Annotated in this window: 16 protein-coding genes; 12 read left to right on the top strand and 4 right to left on the bottom strand. The window is 53.8% G+C overall.

Translation table 11 applies throughout. The annotated features are described in order from the left end of the window. Positions 1-33 precede the first annotated feature (33 nt). The 6 genes from AC3CHX_RS01780 to AC3CHX_RS01755 all read left to right on the top strand — a co-directional run bounded on the left by AC3CHX_RS01780 (position 34) and on the right by AC3CHX_RS01755 (position 6,485). A complete protein-coding gene (locus AC3CHX_RS01780) occupies positions 34-1,311 on the top strand; it encodes a hypothetical protein (protein ID WP_488642402.1) in 1,278 nt (425 codons plus the stop codon). A 248-nt stretch (positions 1,312-1,559) separates the two neighbouring features. Beyond that, positions 1,560-1,853: a co-chaperone GroES gene (gene groES / locus AC3CHX_RS01775; protein WP_488642401.1), complete on the top strand. Its 294-nt coding sequence runs from the start codon at positions 1,560-1,562 to the stop codon at positions 1,851-1,853. A gap of 91 nt (positions 1,854-1,944) precedes the next feature. Continuing rightward, positions 1,945-3,597 carry a chaperonin GroEL gene (groL, locus tag AC3CHX_RS01770; protein WP_488642400.1) on the top strand — a complete coding sequence of 551 codons (1,653 nt, stop codon included), beginning with the start codon at positions 1,945-1,947 and terminating at the stop codon, positions 3,595-3,597. 304 nt (positions 3,598-3,901) lie between these two features. Beyond that, positions 3,902-4,951, top strand: coding sequence for a methionine ABC transporter ATP-binding protein (locus tag AC3CHX_RS01765; protein ID WP_488642399.1), 1,050 nt, complete (start codon positions 3,902-3,904; stop codon positions 4,949-4,951). Further along, positions 4,941-5,594 (top strand): methionine ABC transporter permease, encoded by a 654-nt coding sequence (locus tag AC3CHX_RS01760; protein WP_488642398.1) that lies wholly within the window; start codon positions 4,941-4,943, stop codon positions 5,592-5,594. Before AC3CHX_RS01765 ends, AC3CHX_RS01760 begins: the two co-directional genes overlap by 11 nt. Before the next feature lie 90 nt (positions 5,595-5,684). Then, positions 5,685-6,485: a MetQ/NlpA family ABC transporter substrate-binding protein gene (locus AC3CHX_RS01755; protein ID WP_488642397.1), complete on the top strand. Its 801-nt coding sequence runs from the start codon at positions 5,685-5,687 to the stop codon at positions 6,483-6,485. Between the two features lie 147 nt (positions 6,486-6,632). On the opposite strand, the gene ylqF is transcribed toward AC3CHX_RS01755, so the two are convergent. Next, positions 6,633-7,598 (bottom strand): ribosome biogenesis GTPase YlqF, encoded by a 966-nt coding sequence (ylqF, locus tag AC3CHX_RS01750; protein WP_488642396.1) that lies wholly within the window; start codon positions 7,596-7,598, stop codon positions 6,633-6,635. Between the two features lie 254 nt (positions 7,599-7,852). Beyond that, entirely contained in the window at positions 7,853-8,806 is a 954-nt protein-coding gene (locus AC3CHX_RS01745) for a histone deacetylase family protein (protein WP_488642395.1), read from the bottom strand. A 199-nt stretch (positions 8,807-9,005) separates the two neighbouring features. On the opposite strand from AC3CHX_RS01745, the gene AC3CHX_RS01740 reads away from it, so the two are divergent. From AC3CHX_RS01740 to mltB, 4 genes are read left to right on the top strand one after another with little or no spacing between them, the layout of a single operon-like run. After that, positions 9,006-9,932 carry an AAA family ATPase gene (locus AC3CHX_RS01740; RefSeq protein WP_488642394.1) on the top strand — a complete coding sequence of 309 codons (927 nt, stop codon included), beginning with the start codon at positions 9,006-9,008 and terminating at the stop codon, positions 9,930-9,932. Between the two features lie 17 nt (positions 9,933-9,949). Then, on the top strand, positions 9,950-10,975 hold the full coding sequence (locus AC3CHX_RS01735; RefSeq protein WP_488642393.1) for a DUF58 domain-containing protein: 1,026 nt from the start codon (positions 9,950-9,952) through the stop codon (positions 10,973-10,975). Then, positions 10,972-13,083 carry a transglutaminase TgpA family protein gene (locus tag AC3CHX_RS01730; RefSeq protein ID WP_488642392.1) on the top strand — a complete coding sequence of 704 codons (2,112 nt, stop codon included), beginning with the start codon at positions 10,972-10,974 and terminating at the stop codon, positions 13,081-13,083. The genes AC3CHX_RS01735 and AC3CHX_RS01730 overlap by 4 nt, the downstream gene beginning before the upstream one ends. Then, positions 13,074-14,318, top strand: a complete 1,245-nt coding sequence (gene mltB, locus AC3CHX_RS01725) for a lytic murein transglycosylase B (protein ID WP_488642391.1) — start codon at positions 13,074-13,076, stop codon at positions 14,316-14,318. The genes AC3CHX_RS01730 and mltB overlap by 10 nt, the downstream gene beginning before the upstream one ends. 22 nt (positions 14,319-14,340) lie before the next feature. On the opposite strand, the gene AC3CHX_RS01720 is transcribed toward mltB, so the two are convergent. Beyond that, complete coding sequence (locus tag AC3CHX_RS01720) at positions 14,341-14,880, bottom strand: YaeQ family protein (RefSeq protein WP_488642390.1); 540 nt, start codon at positions 14,878-14,880, stop codon at positions 14,341-14,343. Positions 14,881-15,088: 208 nt separating this feature from the next. Between AC3CHX_RS01720 and AC3CHX_RS01715 the strand changes: the two genes are divergently transcribed. Together AC3CHX_RS01715 and AC3CHX_RS01710 are read left to right on the top strand one after the other, a co-directional pair. Then, entirely contained in the window at positions 15,089-15,676 is a 588-nt protein-coding gene (locus AC3CHX_RS01715) for a DUF1415 domain-containing protein (RefSeq protein WP_488644694.1), read from the top strand. 384 nt (positions 15,677-16,060) lie between these two features. Further along, positions 16,061-16,393: a hypothetical protein gene (locus tag AC3CHX_RS01710; protein WP_488642389.1), complete on the top strand. Its 333-nt coding sequence runs from the start codon at positions 16,061-16,063 to the stop codon at positions 16,391-16,393. 82 nt (positions 16,394-16,475) lie between these two features. Here the strand turns inward: AC3CHX_RS01710 and cysM are convergent, their stop codons facing one another. After that, entirely contained in the window at positions 16,476-17,378 is a 903-nt protein-coding gene (gene cysM, locus AC3CHX_RS01705; protein ID WP_488642388.1) for a cysteine synthase CysM, read from the bottom strand. Between the last annotated feature and the right edge of the window lie 51 nt (positions 17,379-17,429).

Raw genomic sequence — 17,429 nt, 5'->3', positions numbered from 1 at the left:
CTTGCAATCCTCCCACTTCCAGAAGGATAGTCCATGCCAAATTCATCATCGAGCCAAGCTCGCGCCGACGTCAAGACACTATTCGCACAGTCGGAAGAGAAGCTCAACATCCTGCGCAATATGAATCCCATGTTGATCGACATATCCTTGCGCGAATCTTGTTTTGGTGCGGCAATAGGGCATACGCTGGCGAACAAGCACTCACTGCTGCCCTTGGTTGATGAATTTGGCTTCAAGGACAAAATCATTGCAACACTCAACTACCAACTGCCAGAGCACCTACAGGTGGAAGACGATTTTTGCAAAGATTTGCTCGCCCGAAAATATGATATGACCGGCTGTTTTGCCCTGACCCAAGTGGGAGCCGTCAAAAATCGTACTTTCAATCCCGATCCCAGTGCAGAGAAACTGCTTCAGTATTGCATTCCCAACACGGTGCATGAAATATCGTTGCGGCCTAAAGAAAATCCAGAGCAAGTACTTGAAAACCTGTCTGCAAGTATTCATTGGCTGCGTGAAAAACGCCAAGGCGATCCTGAAAAGCCGCGCCGTATTTATTTGAACATACTGGATTTGATCGATACCTTTTTCATAGACCAGGACTGGGCTTGTCAGGTGCTCGAACACCTGGCATCGCTAGATGTTGACGGCGTCTCGTTTGAAGATGGACGCGGAACCTATTTCCCCTTTCAAATCGCAGCCGTAGTTGGTGCAATGAAAGCGCTCCTGAAACCAAAGCAGAAAGTGCTATTTCACGCACATGCCGGCAATGGTATGGAGAACGCATCTGCCATTGAAGCATTGCTCAATGGTGCTGATGGTTATTGGGGCGCAATGGAAAAGGAATCGTCGACCATCGGCCACGCGTCTCTCGGTGAATTGATCGCGAATCTGGTGCGGGCGGGGAATATGCATATGGCGACAGAATACAAGTTAGATAGATTGTTGCCTATATGTCAAGAAATGCACAAGATCAACACCGGGCAAGAGACTCCGCCCACCTGGCCCGTCACCGGTTCCAATGCGTATCGCCTGGTGCTCAGCTTCTTTGAACAACAGTCTGATATTCCAATGGATTTGCCGCCTGATACCATTGGCGGGAAATACCAGTATCGCATTGCACCGGTGGGCAGTAACGTTCCCGTATTGCAGGGGCGATTTTTGGAGGTACACGGCATTAAGGTAGCCGCTGAAGTCGCTGAGCACATGATTTTGCTGATGCGACGAGATTTGCGAGAGGGGAAACGTTTCCATTACGATGATCCGGACCAGATGCAGGATTTGTATCGTCGCGCTTTGACTTACGCGTAGTGGTCGCAATGAATGGCAGTAATCTTGCGGCACTATCTGCAATTCCGGCACCCAACGAACATCCACTCTTGAAAAATCAACTAACCGCCCCTATACTTAGCACTCGTTAGGTGAGAGTGCTAACAATCTCCCTGACCTAGTCACTTTTTCTGTGCGGCACATCGTAAGAGCCAAACTAATCGGTGCAGTCCCGTTTGCTGCGATGTTGCTGCAAAAACCATAACTTGTTGAATTTTAAGGAGTTACACATGAGTCTTCGCCCTTTGCACGATCGCGTCATTGTTAAGCGTCTCGACCTGGAAACTAAAACCGCATCCGGTATCGTGCTGCCTGAAGCAGCTGCTGAAAAGCCTGATCAAGGTGAAATTCTGGCAGTCGGTAACGGCAAGATTCTGGACGACGGCAAAGTTCGCCCGTTGGCAGTTAAAGTTGGCGACCGCGTTTTGTTCGGCAAATATGCTGGTCAAGCAGTCAAGGTCGACGGTCAAGAACTGTTGGTTTTGCGCGAAGAAGATCTGTTTGCTGTAGTCGAAGGCAAGTAATTCACTGATCAGACAGGCCGAAGCAAGTCGCTATAACGCTGCTTCACCCTGCTCTATCAATCATATTCAACCGTATTCAGGAGAATGAAACATGGCAGCAAAGCAAGTAATTTTCGGTGATGACGCACGTGCAAAGATCGTAAACGGCGTCAACATTCTGGCTAACGCAGTTAAAGTGACTCTGGGCCCTAAAGGCCGTAACGTGGTTCTGGAGCGCAGCTTCGGTGCCCCAACCGTAACTAAAGACGGTGTTTCAGTTGCAAAAGAAATCGAACTGAAAGACAAGCTGGAAAACATGGGCGCGCAACTGGTTAAAGAAGTTGCTTCCAAAACTTCCGACAACGCCGGTGACGGTACAACTACCGCAACCGTGCTGGCACAAGCGATCGTTCGCGAAGGCTTCAAGTACGTTGCAGCCGGTTTCAACCCAACCGATCTGAAGCGCGGTATCGACAAAGCTGTGGTCGCCATCGTTGGTGAAATCAAGACCCTGTCGAAGCCGACAACTACCAGCAAGGAAATCGCACAAGTTGGTTCGATCTCCGCTAACTCCGACACCGATATCGGTGAAATCATTGCCAAGGCAATGGACAAAGTCGGCAAAGAAGGCGTCATCACAGTTGAAGATGGCAAGTCACTGGAAAACGAACTGGACATCGTCGAAGGTATGCAATTCGACCGTGGCTATCTGTCGCCTTACTTCATCAACAACCAGGAAAAACAAGTTGTTGCTCTGGAACAGCCTTACGTTCTGCTGTTCGACAAAAAAATCTCCAACATCCGTGACCTGCTTCCAATCCTGGAACAAGTCGCCAAGTCGGGCCGTCCACTGCTGATCATCGCAGAAGACGTCGAAGGCGAAGCACTGGCAACACTGGTCGTCAACAACATCCGCGGCATCCTGAAAACTGCTGCTGTCAAGGCACCAGGCTTCGGCGATCGTCGCAAAGCCATGCTGGAAGACATCGCTATCCTGACCGGTGGTCAAGTGATCGCGGAAGAAGTCGGCCTGACATTGGAAAAAGTGACACTGGCAGAACTCGGCCAAGCTAAACGTATCGATATCAGCAAAGAAAACACCATCATCATCGATGGCGCCGGTGAAGCAATCGCTATCGAAGGACGCGTCAAGCAAATCCGCGCCCAGATCGAAGAAGCATCTTCGGACTACGACCGTGAAAAGCTGCAAGAACGTGTTGCCAAGCTGGCAGGCGGCGTTGCACTGATCAAAGTCGGCGCAGCTACCGAAGTCGAAATGAAAGAAAAGAAAGCACGCGTTGAAGATGCATTGCACGCTACCCGCGCTGCAGTTGAAGAAGGCGTAGTTCCTGGCGGCGGCGTGGCTTACCTGCGCGCACGTGCTAACGTCAAGAACCTGAAAGGCGACAACGCCGATCAAGAAGCCGGCATCAAGATCGTGCTGCGCGCGATTGAAGAGCCACTGCGTCAAATCGTATTCAACGCTGGCGACGAGCCATCGGTTGTGATCAACGCAGTCCTGGCAGGAACGGGTAACTACGGTTACAACGCTGCCAACGGCACTTACGGCGACCTGGTTGACCTGGGCATTCTGGATCCGGCAAAAGTAACCCGTTCGGCACTGCAAAACGCCGCTTCGGTTGCTGGCCTGATCCTGACAACCGATGCAATGATCGCTGAACTGCCGGAAGACAAGTCAGCTGGCGGCATGCCAGGCGGCATGGGTGGTATGGGCGGCATGGGCGGTATGGACGGTATGATGTAATGGATTGATCGCAGGGAACCTGCTTACGGTTCTCAGCGATCACCCAGAGTAGTCGGGGCATCTTCTTTATTTTTTTGAAGACGCTTTAGTTACTCAAGAAGAAGCCCGCAGCGTTGCGGGCTTTTTCGTTTACGGAAGTCGACAGAACACAAGAAAATCTCCTTATGCCAAAAGGTAATAACGCCATACCTAAAATATACTTTCTCCATCTATAAAATCCTTATAAAATAAGCACTTACATAAAAATTATATCGGCGGCAGATTGTTGAAATCGAGACAATCAGCTGCCTTTTTTTATTCTGAAATGATAAAAATTCAAGCAGTTACCCAACAATTCCCGGGTGCCAATGGCCCCGTGGATGCGGTACGCAATGTTGATCTGACGATTAACAAGGGCGAGATCTTCGGCATAATCGGTCGCAGCGGCGCTGGCAAAAGCACTTTGGTGCGCACGCTCAATCTCCTCAATCGCCCTACTTCGGGCAAGATCATCGTTGATGGCAAGGATATGACGGCGCTCAATGCCGATCAGTTGCGCGCCGCGCGACGCGAAATCGGCATGATTTTTCAGCACTTTAACTTGCTGTCGTCACGTACCGTTTACGACAACATCGCGCTGCCGCTGGAACTGGCTGGCATGCCGCAAGCCGAGATCAGCAAAAGGGTCACGCCATTGCTGGAACTGGTCGGCCTGACTGCGTTGAAAGATCGCTATCCGGCCCACATCAGCGGTGGTCAGAAGCAGCGCGTCGGCATTGCCCGCGCCCTTGCCAACGCGCCGAAAGTATTGCTGTCCGACGAGGCCACGTCGGCACTCGACCCGGAAACTACCCGCTCGATTCTGGAACTGTTGCGCAAGATCAATCAAGAGCTCGGCCTGACTATCGTCCTGATCACGCATCAAATGGAAGTGATCAAGATGATCTGCGACCGCATGGCCGTCATGGAAGCAGGCGACGTGATCGAACATGGTGCAGTGATCGATATCTTCCGCTCTCCTAAACATGCGGTGACGCGCGCGATGATTGGCGACGTGATTGCCCAAGAACTGCCATCCGGCGTGCTGCAACGCTTGCGCGCGCGGCTGCAGCGTAGCGATGCCGGCGAAGGCACCGACCATTTGTTCCGCCTCGCGTTTACCGGCGACAGCGTCGATCAGCCGCTGTTGTCGGAAGTCGTGCGTAAATTCAATCTGGACTTCAGCATTCTGCATGGTCAGATCGACGAAATTCAAGGTCAGGCGTTTGGTTCGCTGGCCATTTTAGCCAATGGCGGCAGCGCTGATATCGCCGCCGCCATGAGGTATTTAAGTGCGCAAGGCGTTACCGTGGAGGAATTGAATCATGTCATCTGAAATGCTTGACCTGTTCCTGTCGTCGTTCGGCGAAACCCTGATGATGGTCGGCATCTCCGGCATCCTCGGTGCGCTGCTCGGTATCCCGCTGGGGATTGCACTCCACCTGAGCGGCCGTGATGGCGTGCTGCCGAGCCTCGCCTTTAACCGCATTGCCGGACTGATCGTCAATGCGGTACGCTCGACGCCGTTCATCATTTTGCTGGTGGCGGTCATTCCGTTCACGCGCTTTTTTGTCGGCACCTCGATCGGCACTGCTGCTGCGATTGTGCCGCTGACAATTGCATCGGCACCGTTCATCGCGCGGCTGGTGGAAACCGCGCTACGCGAAGTCGATCGTGGCCTGATCGAAGCGGCACAGGCGATGGGAGCGACCACCTGGCAAATCGTCTGCAAAGTACTGATCCCCGAAGCGTTCGCCGGCATCATTGCCGGGCTGACCATTACTTTTGTCAGTCTGGTCGGGTACTCGGCGATGGCCGGTGCAATCGGCGGCGGCGGCCTCGGCGACCTTGGGATCCGCTACGGCTATCAGCGCTTTTTGCCGGAAGTCATGCTGGCAGTGGTACTGATTCTGATTGTGTTTGTACAACTGGTACAAACCCTGGGCGACATTCTGGTGCGACGCTTGAGCCACAAATAATTTTACCTACCCACCCCACCCCCGTTACCCGACGCCGATCGCGTCAGTGACAACGCAGGCGGCAACCGCCTGCCCTTAGAAAGGAAAGAAATGAATCGTCGTCAATTAGTCGAATTTTTTGCTGGTCTGGGCCTCATCGCCAGTCTGGTATCCGCGCCGGTATTGGCGCAGGATAAACCGATCAAGATCGGCGCGACCGGTGGCCCGCACGCGGAAATCCTGGAAGTGGTGAAAAAAATCGCTGCCAAAGATGGCCTGAATATTCAAATCGTTGAATTCAGCGACTACGTTCAGCCTAACGCCGCCCTGGCTGCCGGTGACCTCGATGCCAACAGCTACCAGCATCTGCCTTACCTGGAAGCGCAAGTCAAAGATCGCGGTTACAAGCTGACCAATGTCGGTTACACCATCACCTTCCCGATGGGCCTTTACTCGAAAAAAGTAAAGTCGCCGAAAGACCTGAAAGCTGGCGCCCGTATCGGTGTCCCGAACGATCCGACCAATGGCGGCCGGGCATTGCTGCTGCTGCAAGCGCAGGGGCTGTTGAAGTTGAAAGCCGGTGCCGGGCTGCAGGCAACGCCACTGGATATCGCTGAAAATCCGAAAAAATTGAAAATCGTCGAAATCGACGCAGCGCAACTGCCGCGCTCGCTGGATGACCTCGATGCAGCTGCCATCAACGGCAACTTCGCAGAAAAAGCCGGTCTCAGCCCGACCAGAGATGGCATCGCCATCGAAGCTGCGCGCGGCCCTTATGCCAATATCATCGCGGTGCGGACCGAAGACAAGAGCAAGCCATGGGTTGCCAAGCTGGTCAAGGCTTACCACAGCCCTGAAGTGAAGCAGTATGTTGTGAATCAATACAAGAATTCGGTGATTCCGGCCTGGTAAGCCGCTATTCCGGGGCGCGTGGCGCGTCTATGATTTTTGACAGTAAAAAAGCCTCGTTGAAATCCGAACGAGGCTTTTTTATGGATTAAATATTGCCAATACCATCGCGCTGCCGCGACTCACTGCTGCAAGGCAATATCCTCAACGTTAGGTATCCGCCTCATCCCGCGGCGGATTATATGCCAGCTCTTCCGCTGCGGCGGCAGCGGCAGCCTCATCCCTGGCTTGCTGCTTTTCCAGTAACTCCTGCTGATGTTGCGCCAATAACCCTACGCGACTCTGTGGCGTTTCCAGCGAAATTCGGCCGAGTGCGCCGGTGCGGAAATCCTGCAGCAGCGTGTGCGCGGCTTTTTCCACATCAAAGTCACCGCCTTTGAGGCGGAAGCCACGACGGCTGGCGACACCTTCAATGACATCGACACCATCAACACCGTCGGTGATTTGCATACCGTAGCGGGCCGTCACCAGTTGCGGATAACGCTGCAATAGCACGTCGGCGAGAAACGTCGCCACCTCCTCTTCAATCAAGGCATTGACGCCGACTGCATGACTGGCGGCCAGCATCATGCCATCGCTAGGCAACGCGATCTTCGGCCATAACATGCCGGGGGTGTCGATCAGGACCATGTTCTTGTTCATGTACAAGCGCTGCTGCACTTTGGTGACGGCAGGCTCATCGCCAACGGCGGCCACGCGTTTTTTCAGCAAGGCGTTCATCAAGGTCGATTTACCGACATTCGGAATCCCCATGATCATCATGCGCAACGGCTTGAGCGGCGTACCGCGGTGCGGCGCCAGCGCCAGCGCCAGACCCGGCACCTTGAGGACATCGGACGGCTTCTTGCAACTCAGCGCGACCGCATGCACATCTTTCTGACCGTTGTAATGGCTAATCCACGCCTGCGTAGCGACCGGATCCGCAAGATCACTTTTATTCAGGATTTTGAGGCAAGGACGCTGACGAAACAGACGCAGTTGCTCGATCATCGGATTGCAGCCGGCCTGCGGAATGCGTGCATCCAGCACTTCGATGATCATATCGACCTTTTCCATGGCTTCCGCCGCCTTTTTGCGGGCGGCGTTCATGTGGCCGGGGAACCATTGTATGGACATGCGTTTTCTTGTCTGACGAAAATAAACCGCTATTGTACGGACTTCCGTAGGAGTCCTGTCGGATTGAGGGAATCGAAGCGAAAAAGTGGCTGAGCGCGGACAGATTTTGCTGATTTTTGTGTCAATAGCGGGACTATTGACCAAAAAATCAGTGAAATATGGACCGCTCAGGCGCTTTTGCAGCCGATTCTCCCTCAGTCCGACAGGGCTCCTTCAACCCACGAACTTGTCCCGCAAGCAACGATTCAGGCGGTTTATTCGAGGTCAGCCAATACTTTCAAATGTGCCACTACGCTGCGCCCCAGTGCCGACAGCTGATAGCCGCCTTCCAGGCAACTGACTATCCGCCCTTGCGCATACTGGCTGGCGACCTGCATGATCTGTTTGGTGATCCACGCATAATCGGCCTCGACCAGCGCCATCTGGCCCATTTCGTCTTCGCGATGCGCATCAAACCCGGCCGAAATAAAAATCATCTGCGGTTGATGCGCGCGTAATGCCGGTAGCCATTTTTCGGTCACCAACTGGCGCACCACATCGCCGCCGGAATAGGCTGGGACCGGGACATTGACGATATGCGCGGGCGCCGCTTCGGTGCCGCTAAACGGATAAAACGGGTGCTGGAAGAAGCTCACCATCAGCACCCGCGGCTCTTGCAAGAAGGCCTGCTCTGTGCCATTCCCATGATGGACATCGAAATCGACAATCGCCACGCGTTGTAAACCATGGGCCTCCAGCGCATGACGCGCGGCAATCGCGACATTATTGAACATGCAAAACCCCATGGGTCCGGCATTAGTCGCATGGTGGCCGGGCGGCCGCACCGAACAAAAGGCGTTTTCCAACTCACCCGCAATGACCGCATCGGTCGCCGCAATCGCCGCAGCGGCCGCCCGCAATGCCGCTTGCCAGCTATGCTGGTTGAGTGAGGTGTCGCAATCCAGCGGATAGTATGCAGTGTCACTTTTGCGCAAGGCCAATGAATTGCTGCGCACCAGTGCGATCGCTTCCGGGCTATGCACGCGCGCAATCGCCGCCACGGTGCTGGCCTCTGCCATATCCGGCGCTTGCCGATGATCGAGCCACTGATCGATACGGCTTGAAATCAATTGATCTTCAATCGCTTGCAGCCGCTGTGGCGACTCCGGATGCCCGGCGCCCATTTCATGCAGCTTGCAATCGGGATGAGTATAAAAGGCGGTTGTCATTTTATTTCGCTGGCTATCGAATTGCTCGCTTAGAATTGGGGGCTGCTGCCTCTATCTAGTGTAACCAAGAAACTGCACCATGGATGAATAAGATACTTAATTTATTTGCAATATTATTGACGTCCTGATACAAGCTACCGCAAGGCGGATCATGTGCCACGTCGCGTTCCCCACCCTTTAACGCCTCACCGAAGACCACATGTTCGCCAAAATCCACGCAGTCGCAAAACAAGTCAATCACGTTGTCGTCGGTAAGGATTTGCAGATTCGGCAAGCGCTGGTTTGCCTGTTGGCCGGTGGTCATTTATTGATTGAAGACATTCCCGGCGTCGGCAAAACGACCTTGGCACACGCATTGGCAATCTCGCTCGGCCTGCGCTTTAACCGGCTGCAATTCACCAGCGACTTACTCCCCGCCGACATCGTCGGCATTTCGGTTTTTGATCGCGAAAAAAGCAATTTTTTATTTCATCCCGGGCCAATCTTCACCCAGGTGCTACTCGCCGATGAAATCAATCGGGCGACACCCAAAACCCAATCGGCATTATTGGAGGCGATGGAAGAGCGGCAGGTCACCGCGGAAGGTCGGACCCGCGATTTACCGGAACCGTTTTTCGTGATTGCCACACAAAACCCGTCTCATCAGGTTGGCACCTTTGCGCTGCCGGAATCACAGCTGGATCGTTTTCTGATGTGCTTGTCGCTCGGTTATCCGGATGCGGCGGCGGAGCGATCGCTGTTGATGGGAGAAGACCGCCGCACGCTACTTAGGTCCTTGCAAAAGGTGATGGATCCAGTCGAGCTGATCGATGCGCGACAAGCGTTAAGACAAATTCATACCGCGCCGGCATTGATTGATTATGTCCAGGCATTAACCCAGGCGTCACGCCAGAACGCGTTGTTTGCAGAAGGCATGAGCCCACGTGCGGCGATCGCGCTGGTACAGGCAGCCAGGGCCTGGGCCGCGCTCGAAGGACGCAATCATGTGATACCGGAAGACGTGCAAGCGGTGCTGGTGCCCGTCACCGCACATCGGCTGCGGCCGCTGAAATCACGCGATGCCAGCGGGGCTGCAATCGGCAGTCGCGATCTGGTATTGCAGTTGTTGAAATCCGTGCCGGTCTGACTGGGTACGCATCATCCATGCTGACGATTCTGCAAAAAAAGCTGCAATTCCGGGCTAAATTTCCGTTGCGATTTCCATTCAGGCCGCGCGCTGGGCAAACCGAAAGCGGCGAAGTATTTCTCGGCCAGCGGCGCGTCTATATCTTGCCGACCGGCGCCGGTTGCGGGTTGATGGCGATGCTGATTCTGCTGTTCATCGGCGCGATCAATTACAACCTCAGTCTCGGCTTTGCATTGACCTTTGTACTTGCCGCATGCGCGATGATCGACATGCATCTGACCTTCCGCAATCTGGCGTTTCTGTACTTATCGTCAGGTCGCAGCGCTCCGGTATTCGCCGGTCAGGAGGCTTTGTTCGAGCTGCATCTGATAAATCGCCGCAAACATCCACGCTACGCAATCTGGCTGGGTTTCATCGGTCCTGATTTACCTGATCTGGAACAGCCGGTTGACATCGCCGCAACTGCCTCCTGCCGCGTGGTATTGACAGCCGCTACGCTGGAACGTGGCTGGCTGACAGCACCTCGGGTCCGCTTGCAAACACGTTTTCCGCTGGGTTTTTTGCGCGCCTGGAGTTACTGGCAGCCGGATGGCAAGGTGCTGGTCTATCCTCAACCGGAGTCGGCGGCAGCGGCGCCGCCACTGCCAATGACCGCGCTTGAAAACAGCGCCGGCAACGCCCATGCCGGTCACGAAGATTTCGCCGGCGTGCGCGCCTATCAGGCCGGTGACTCCCTCAAGCATCTGGCATGGCGGCAAATTGCCAAACTCAATAGCGGCGACGACGCAACACTGGTAACACTGATTACCAAACATTTTGACGGTGGCGCCGCCAGCGATTTGTCCATTGATTACGCAAAATTGCCGTATACGATGAATGTCGAAGCCAAGTTGTCGCGCATGACGCGCTGGATCCTGGAGGCCGAGATGCTGGGCTTGCCGTATGCATTTCGACTTGGCGACATCAACTACACCGCGGCGGTCGGTGCCGCCCATCAACAAGCGTGTCTGCAAGCGCTGGCTTTGTATGAGGGCAGCGTATGAGCGACCACCGCCGCACGGTGAGCACGCCAACACCCGCCCCTGCAACCGCAAGCTCCGGATTAGGCAACTGGTTAAATAATTTGCCGCGCGACAAAAGCGATACCTTGCTGTTGCTGATGGCCTGCAGCATGGTGTTGCTGCCGCATGTTGAACACTTGCCGGGCTGGACTTCACTCGCCTGCGCGCTTCTGCTGGCCTGGCGTGGCGCCATCACGTTGCGCGGCCGGCGACTGCCGCCCATCAGCTTATTGCTGCCATTGGCGCTGCTGACGATGCTTGGCGTGTATGCCAGCTCTCGCACCTTGCTGGGGCGCGAAGCCGGGGTCACCATGCTGGTGTTACTGCTGACCTTCAAATTGCTGGAAATGCGGGCCCGTCGCGATTTGTTCGTGGTGCTGTTTCTCAGCTTTTTTCTGCTACTCACCACTTTCTTCTATTCTCAATCAATTGCTACCGCGCTATTCGTAGTCGCCACGCTGATCGTGCTATTGACCGCGCAACTATCGTTCCAGTTTACCGGTGCGGTGCCGCGCTTCCAGCAACGATTGCGCATGGGCGCTTTTATTCTGGCGCTCGCCATACCACTCACGCTGGTGTTGTTCTTGCTTTTCCCGCGCATTCAGGGCCCCCTATGGGGCATGCCCGGCGATGCACATGGTGGACACACGGGTATGTCAGACAGTATGGCGCCGGGAAATATTTCACAACTTGCGCTCTCCGATGAGATTGCCTTCCGCATCAAATTCATTGATCCCGCGCCTGCGCCGGCGAAACGCTACTGGCGTGGTGCGGTACTAAGCAATTTCGATGGTCGTACCTGGACGCAGAGAGATACGTCCGCGCAATTTGCTCCGGATAGCGGCGCGCTGCCAAACGAGCAGAAAAGTAGCGCGGCCATCCGTCAACAAATCACCATGGAAGCAAGCGGGCAGCGCTGGCTGTTTGCACTGGAAACGCCGCAAGCGTCGCCAACACTGGAAACCGGTCCAGCCAGCCAGAGCCACATCAGCGGCGCGCGTGAGATCCGTTCAGACCAACCGATCAACGAACGGATACGTTACGACGTGACATCCACCATCGATGCCCATGGGCCGGGCACTGAAGCCGCAGCAATCCTGCGGCAGGCGCTGACGTTACCCGAAGGCTTTAACCCGCGTGCCGCGGCATTTGCAGCCAGATTGCGGTCACAATCGACCAGCAATGCCGAAGTGGTCAACGCGGTACTCCGTTTTTTTCGAAATGAAAAATTTAGTTATACGCTGGAGCCGCCGCTACTCGGCAGAGATAGCGTCGACGATTTTCTGTTTTCCAGTCGCGCCGGCTTTTGCGAACATTATGCCAGCGCCTTCGTGGTGCTGATGCGCGCCGCACATATTCCGGCACGCGTGGTCACCGGCTATCAAGGCGGTGAAATCAATCCGGTAGACGGCTTTATGACGGTACGTCAATCGGATGCCCACGCCTGGGCAGAAGTCTGGCTGGCGGCGCGCGGCTGGGTGCGTGTCGATCCCACTGCCGCGGTTGCCCCTGAGCGCATTCAAATGCATTTGAATCAGGTCTTGCCACACGGCCTTCTGGGCGGGCTGTTCAATTTGAATCCGTCGCCGGACAGCTGGTGGAACAAGCTGCAGATCGTGCGCGCAAATTGGGACGCAATCGGCAATGCCTGGAATCAATGGGTACTGAATTACACGCCGGAGCGGCAAAAAAATTTACTCGAATATTTCGGCGTTGAACAACTCGACTGGCGCATGTTGACAGCACTGATGTTCGGGCTCGGCACGCTCGCGCTGGCGGCCGTAACGCTGCCATTATTGCTGATCCGGCAGCGGGCCGATCCACTCGATAAGCTATACTCGACCTTATCCAAACGCATGGTCAGACACAGCATGAGCAGACAGATACATGAAGGTCCACACGCGTATCGTCGGCGGTTGTGCGCTGCCAGTTCTCCGCTGACACCGCAGACGAAAAATGCGGTGGCGCGCTTTCTGAAGCTATACGAGACGTTGCGCTATGGTGCAGACAGCGGACCCGACACGGTTGCGCCAGTGTCGTTAAAGAACCAATTCAAAAAACTCAAATACTTGCTATCCCAATGTCGATAAAACTTAACTCTTGCCCCGCAACGCCTACTCTTTCCTTCCCACGCGCCCGTCTTTGCGCCGCGCTTGCCATCGCCATGCTGAGCGCTGCTTGCGCCGTGAATGCGCCATCTACCAAAGTAGCCGCTGCAACGGTCGCGCCTGCCGCACCGGCGCCGACCAATCCGGTGAGTCCTGCTGTCGTGGTAGCGCCTCCCCGACTGGTTGATTCAGGAATTGCCCCTGCTACCGGCGGCGATAGCGAGTTCGCCAATTTCGCTCAATGGAAAACCGTTTCCTCTTTCATCGATCAGATGGTCGCCAAAAACGGCTTCACCCGCGCCGAACTGGAAGCGGTGTTCAACAAGACGCGCTATATCGAGAGCGCGATCCAGCTGATGAAACCGGGACCTCCGGGAAAACCCAAGAACTGGGCTGTCTATCGCGCCCGTTTTGTCGAGCCGGTCCGTATCAATGCCGGCGTCAAATTCTGGAATACCTACGCCGATGCACTGGCGCGTGCCGAAGCCGAATACGGCGTGCCCGCTGAAATCATCGTCGGCATCCTTGGCGTTGAAACGGTGTATGGTCGCAATACCGGCAATTTCCGCGTGATGGATGCGATTACCACGCTGGCATTCGATTATCCCAATACACCAACCCGCGAAGCGCGCATGGCGTTCTTCCGTAGCGAACTGGAAAGCACACTGCTGTTTGCACGTGAGTCGAATATCGATCCATTCTCGCTGCTGGGCTCATACGCCGGTGCTATAGGCTGGCCGCAGTTCATGCCTAGCAGTATTCGCAAATACGCAGTGGATTTTGATGGCGACGGCAAAATCGATCTGCGCAAATCGCCGGTCGATGCGATTGGCAGTGTTGCCCACTATCTGCAAGTGCATGGCTGGAAAACCGGCGCGCCTGTCGTTTTCCCGGCAGCGGTAGCCACCGATACCAGCACTGAAAATCGCTGGCAGGCATTTATCGGTCAAGGTCTGGAGGCGAAGTTTTCGCTGGATGAATTAACCGCTGCAGGCGTAATACCAGCAGCGGCGCTGGCTGGTTCGGCCTCAAGCAACATGCGCTTTGGTCTGGTCGATTTACAAAATGGTACGGCGCCGACCGAACATTGGCTAGGCACGGATAACTTCTTCGCCATCACCAAATACAACCGCAGCTTCTTTTATGCGATGTCAGTGGTTGATCTGGGACGCGCGGTGCGGGTGGCACGCGATGGCGAAATGCAGGTCCGGCAATGACCGCGCATGGGGAATGACACGCTCATTGACCCTTGAGGATGTCCAGGTCTACCTGAACCGTCTCATTATTCGCATTCATCCATATTTGACCGTCCTGAATCGTGCATTGCAATTGCATGTTGCGCTGCGCCTGCTTACTCAGCGCCAGGCTGGTGGCAGAGGGAAGATTGATGACTGTTAAATTACGGGCACGCTCGATTTTGTTGACGATCTGCGCCCACCAGATATGGCTGGTGCTGCTGTAGGTGTACACCACAACTTGGGCGGCCCGACCGCATGCTTTCAAAATACGTTTTTCATCCGGCTGCCCAACCTCAATCCACAGATCGATTGCGCCGGTCAGATCTTTCTCCCACAAGTCCGGCTCATCGACGTCCCACAAGCCCTTGCTAAAAACCAGCGCTTCGGACGCATGGCGCGCAAAAGCCAACACACGCACCATCATCCGCTCATCGGTCTCGGATGGATGACGCGCGATGGTAAGTGCATGCTCCTGATAATACTGACGATCCATATCTGCAATTTGCAGATCGACTTTGTAAATAGTTGCTTTAAGGGCCATGATGCTGAACTTTATTGGTGTAGGGTAGGCGTGGGCCAAAATAACGGCGCGGTATGCGCCTCGCACGCACCGAGGACGGTACTGGATCGGAAGAATAACCCGTTTTGTTTTTACGCGGACAACATATATAGTGCTTTCTCTGTCCAAGCCGAAGTCAGCCCTGAATAAGAGCGCCCGCAACAACCGTGAATTTCCTAACCAAGCTTCCATGCCACCCACAATGCCCATCTCTTCCGAGCAAGTAATCACCGACACTAAACACTGGCTGGAACGCGCCGTGATAGGGCTCAATCTCTGCCCGTTCGCCAAAGCGGTGTACATCAAGAACCAGATTCGCTTTGTCGTGAGTAACGCGCAAACCACCGCAGATTTACAAACTGATCTGATCGCCGAACTGGATTTTTTACACGAGGCAGACCCGGCTTTGGTCGATACGACCTTGTTAATTCATCCCCTGGTGTTGGGTGATTTTCTGGACTACAACGACTTCCTGGACGAGGCCGACGCCATACTTAAGGCACGCGATCTGGAAGGTGAAATTCAGGTAGCCAGCTTCCATCCCGACTATCAATTTGCCGGCACCGATGTCGACGATATTACCAATTACACCAATCGTTCACCTTATCCGACCCTGCATCTATTACGCGAAGACAGCATAGACCGTGCAGTAGAAGCCTTTCCGGAAGCAGCCGATATTTTTGAAAAAAATATGCAGACCATGGAAGATTTGGGACATGCCGGCTGGAAAAATCTTGGTTTAGTAGTCACGCCGACTGATAAGAATCAATCCGAATGAGGCATCTGAACGGCCAATTTTTCCTATTGTAAAATGTCATCAAGAAGAATAAAGTGACTAAAAAGTAATGGACTCGATGGCAAGAAAATTTTAATTGAGTTTTTGCAACTTTTTACTAGAATTAAACATCCAAGTTGATAGAAGTTGCTAGAGTCCAAATTTAAATTGCTCACAAGGTAGTTTTGTTAGTTTTTTGCTATGTTTTCCCATTGAGAATTGTTTCAAGATGTTTCCTTATGATAAAAAAGCTCACGGAATCGGTATAAAATAACAGTACTTGCAACTTCGCCAATAAGCTGAAGGTTAAACACCGCGCAATGCTCCAAAAATAAACAGCGCAAACCTTCCCTATTCAACATCAGGATAAATGGAATCCCACGAATTATGAATACCTCGCTAGAAGCACCAAAGAGCAACAAGCTGGATGAGCAAGTGTCTTACGACCCTAATCACCTGCTTGATTCGCTGATCGACAAATTGCATTTGAAAAACGATGCGGCGCTGTCACGCGCGCTAGAAGTAGCGCCACCCGTGATCAGCAAGATTCGCCACCATCGCTTGCCGGTTGGCGCATCACTGTTGATTCGCATGCATGAAGTCAGTAACCTGACGATCAGTGAGTTGCGAGCATTGATGGGTGATCGTCGTGAAAAATTCCGTATCAGCGACAAGCAATTTAAGCCGAAGGATAAGATCGAGGCAGAATTGCAGAAGTAAACGTCGTATGTTGACGACCTCCCTGCCTCTGTTGCCGATTTACTTAATGCGCTTGCAAAGCTGCAAGCGCATGAAAGGGCGATTATGCAGGGAAAACGCCGGTAGATAAATAACGGTCACCGCGATCGCAGACGATAAAAACTATTGTTGCGTTTTCTACTTGCTGAGAAATTCGAAGTGCTATCTCGCAGGCCCCTGCTGAGGATATCCCGCAGAAAACCCCCTCTTCACTTGCCAGTCTGCGCGCCATGTGTTCGGACGCTGCCTGACTGACCGATTCAATCTGATCGACCCGCGCATGTTCGTAAATTTTCGGCATATAGGCTTCCGGCCATTTTCTGATGCCAGGAATTTGTGAGCCTTCTTCCGGCTGTGCACCGATGATCTGTATCGCCTGATTTTTTTCCTTGAGGAATCTGGACACGCCCATGATGGTGCCGGTGGTTCCCATAGCACTGACGAAGTGGGTAATCCGTCCTTCCGTGTCACGCCAGATTTCAGGTCCGGTAGTTTCGTAATGCGACAGCGGATTGTCCGGGTTGGCAAACTGATCGAGAATCAAGCCCTCGCCATCCTTTTCCATTTTCTGTGCCAGATCACGCGCATATTCCATACCGCCGGTCTTGGGCGTCAAAATAATTTTGGCACCGTAAGCGGTCATGCTTTGGCGTCGTTCTTCGCTCAGGTTTTCCGGCATCAGCAACACCATTTTGTAACCGCGCATCGCTGCAGCCATCGCTAACGCAATGCCGGTATTGCCACTGGTAGCTTCGATCAGGGTATCGCCTGGTTTAATATCGCCGCGGGCTTCAGCACGCTTGATCATCGAAAGCGCAGGTCTGTCCTTGACTGAGCCAGCTGGATTATTGCCTTCCATCTTGCCCAGAATAACGTTGTTGCGTTGCGCAGCAACTTCTCCCGGAATCCGTTTTAGCTGCACCAGCGGGGTATTTCCGATTGTGTCTTCAATAGTCAGATAAGGCATAGTTTAAGCTTACAGAGGAGGCAAAGGACCTATTCTAATATGAGACTTTAT

Source organism: Glaciimonas sp. OK215 (assembly GCF_057787885.1).
This window is presented reverse-complemented; position numbering and strand designations above follow the sequence as displayed.

Bases quoted from the DNA above. Each gene is read 5' to 3' on its own strand.
- AC3CHX_RS01740 (WP_488642394.1), top strand. From the start codon at position 9,006: ATGTTCGCCAAAATCCACGCAGTCGCAAAACAAGTCAATCACGTTGTC.
- cysM (WP_488642388.1), bottom strand. From the start codon at position 17,378: ATGCCTTATCTGACTATTGAAGACACAATCGGAAATACCCCGCTGGTG.
- AC3CHX_RS01715 (WP_488644694.1), top strand. From the start codon at position 15,089: ATGCCACCCACAATGCCCATCTCTTCCGAGCAAGTAATCACCGACACT.
- ylqF (WP_488642396.1), bottom strand. From the start codon at position 7,598: ATGTCCATACAATGGTTCCCCGGCCACATGAACGCCGCCCGCAAAAAG.
- AC3CHX_RS01780 (WP_488642402.1), top strand. From the start codon at position 34: ATGCCAAATTCATCATCGAGCCAAGCTCGCGCCGACGTCAAGACACTA.
- AC3CHX_RS01710 (WP_488642389.1), top strand. From the start codon at position 16,061: ATGAATACCTCGCTAGAAGCACCAAAGAGCAACAAGCTGGATGAGCAA.
- mltB (WP_488642391.1), top strand. From the start codon at position 13,074: ATGTCGATAAAACTTAACTCTTGCCCCGCAACGCCTACTCTTTCCTTC.
- groES (WP_488642401.1), top strand. From the start codon at position 1,560: ATGAGTCTTCGCCCTTTGCACGATCGCGTCATTGTTAAGCGTCTCGAC.
- AC3CHX_RS01735 (WP_488642393.1), top strand. From the start codon at position 9,950: ATGCTGACGATTCTGCAAAAAAAGCTGCAATTCCGGGCTAAATTTCCG.
- AC3CHX_RS01760 (WP_488642398.1), top strand. From the start codon at position 4,941: ATGTCATCTGAAATGCTTGACCTGTTCCTGTCGTCGTTCGGCGAAACC.
- AC3CHX_RS01730 (WP_488642392.1), top strand. From the start codon at position 10,972: ATGAGCGACCACCGCCGCACGGTGAGCACGCCAACACCCGCCCCTGCA.
- AC3CHX_RS01745 (WP_488642395.1), bottom strand. From the start codon at position 8,806: ATGACAACCGCCTTTTATACTCATCCCGATTGCAAGCTGCATGAAATG.
- groL (WP_488642400.1), top strand. From the start codon at position 1,945: ATGGCAGCAAAGCAAGTAATTTTCGGTGATGACGCACGTGCAAAGATC.
- AC3CHX_RS01765 (WP_488642399.1), top strand. From the start codon at position 3,902: ATGATAAAAATTCAAGCAGTTACCCAACAATTCCCGGGTGCCAATGGC.
- AC3CHX_RS01720 (WP_488642390.1), bottom strand. From the start codon at position 14,880: ATGGCCCTTAAAGCAACTATTTACAAAGTCGATCTGCAAATTGCAGAT.
- AC3CHX_RS01755 (WP_488642397.1), top strand. From the start codon at position 5,685: ATGAATCGTCGTCAATTAGTCGAATTTTTTGCTGGTCTGGGCCTCATC.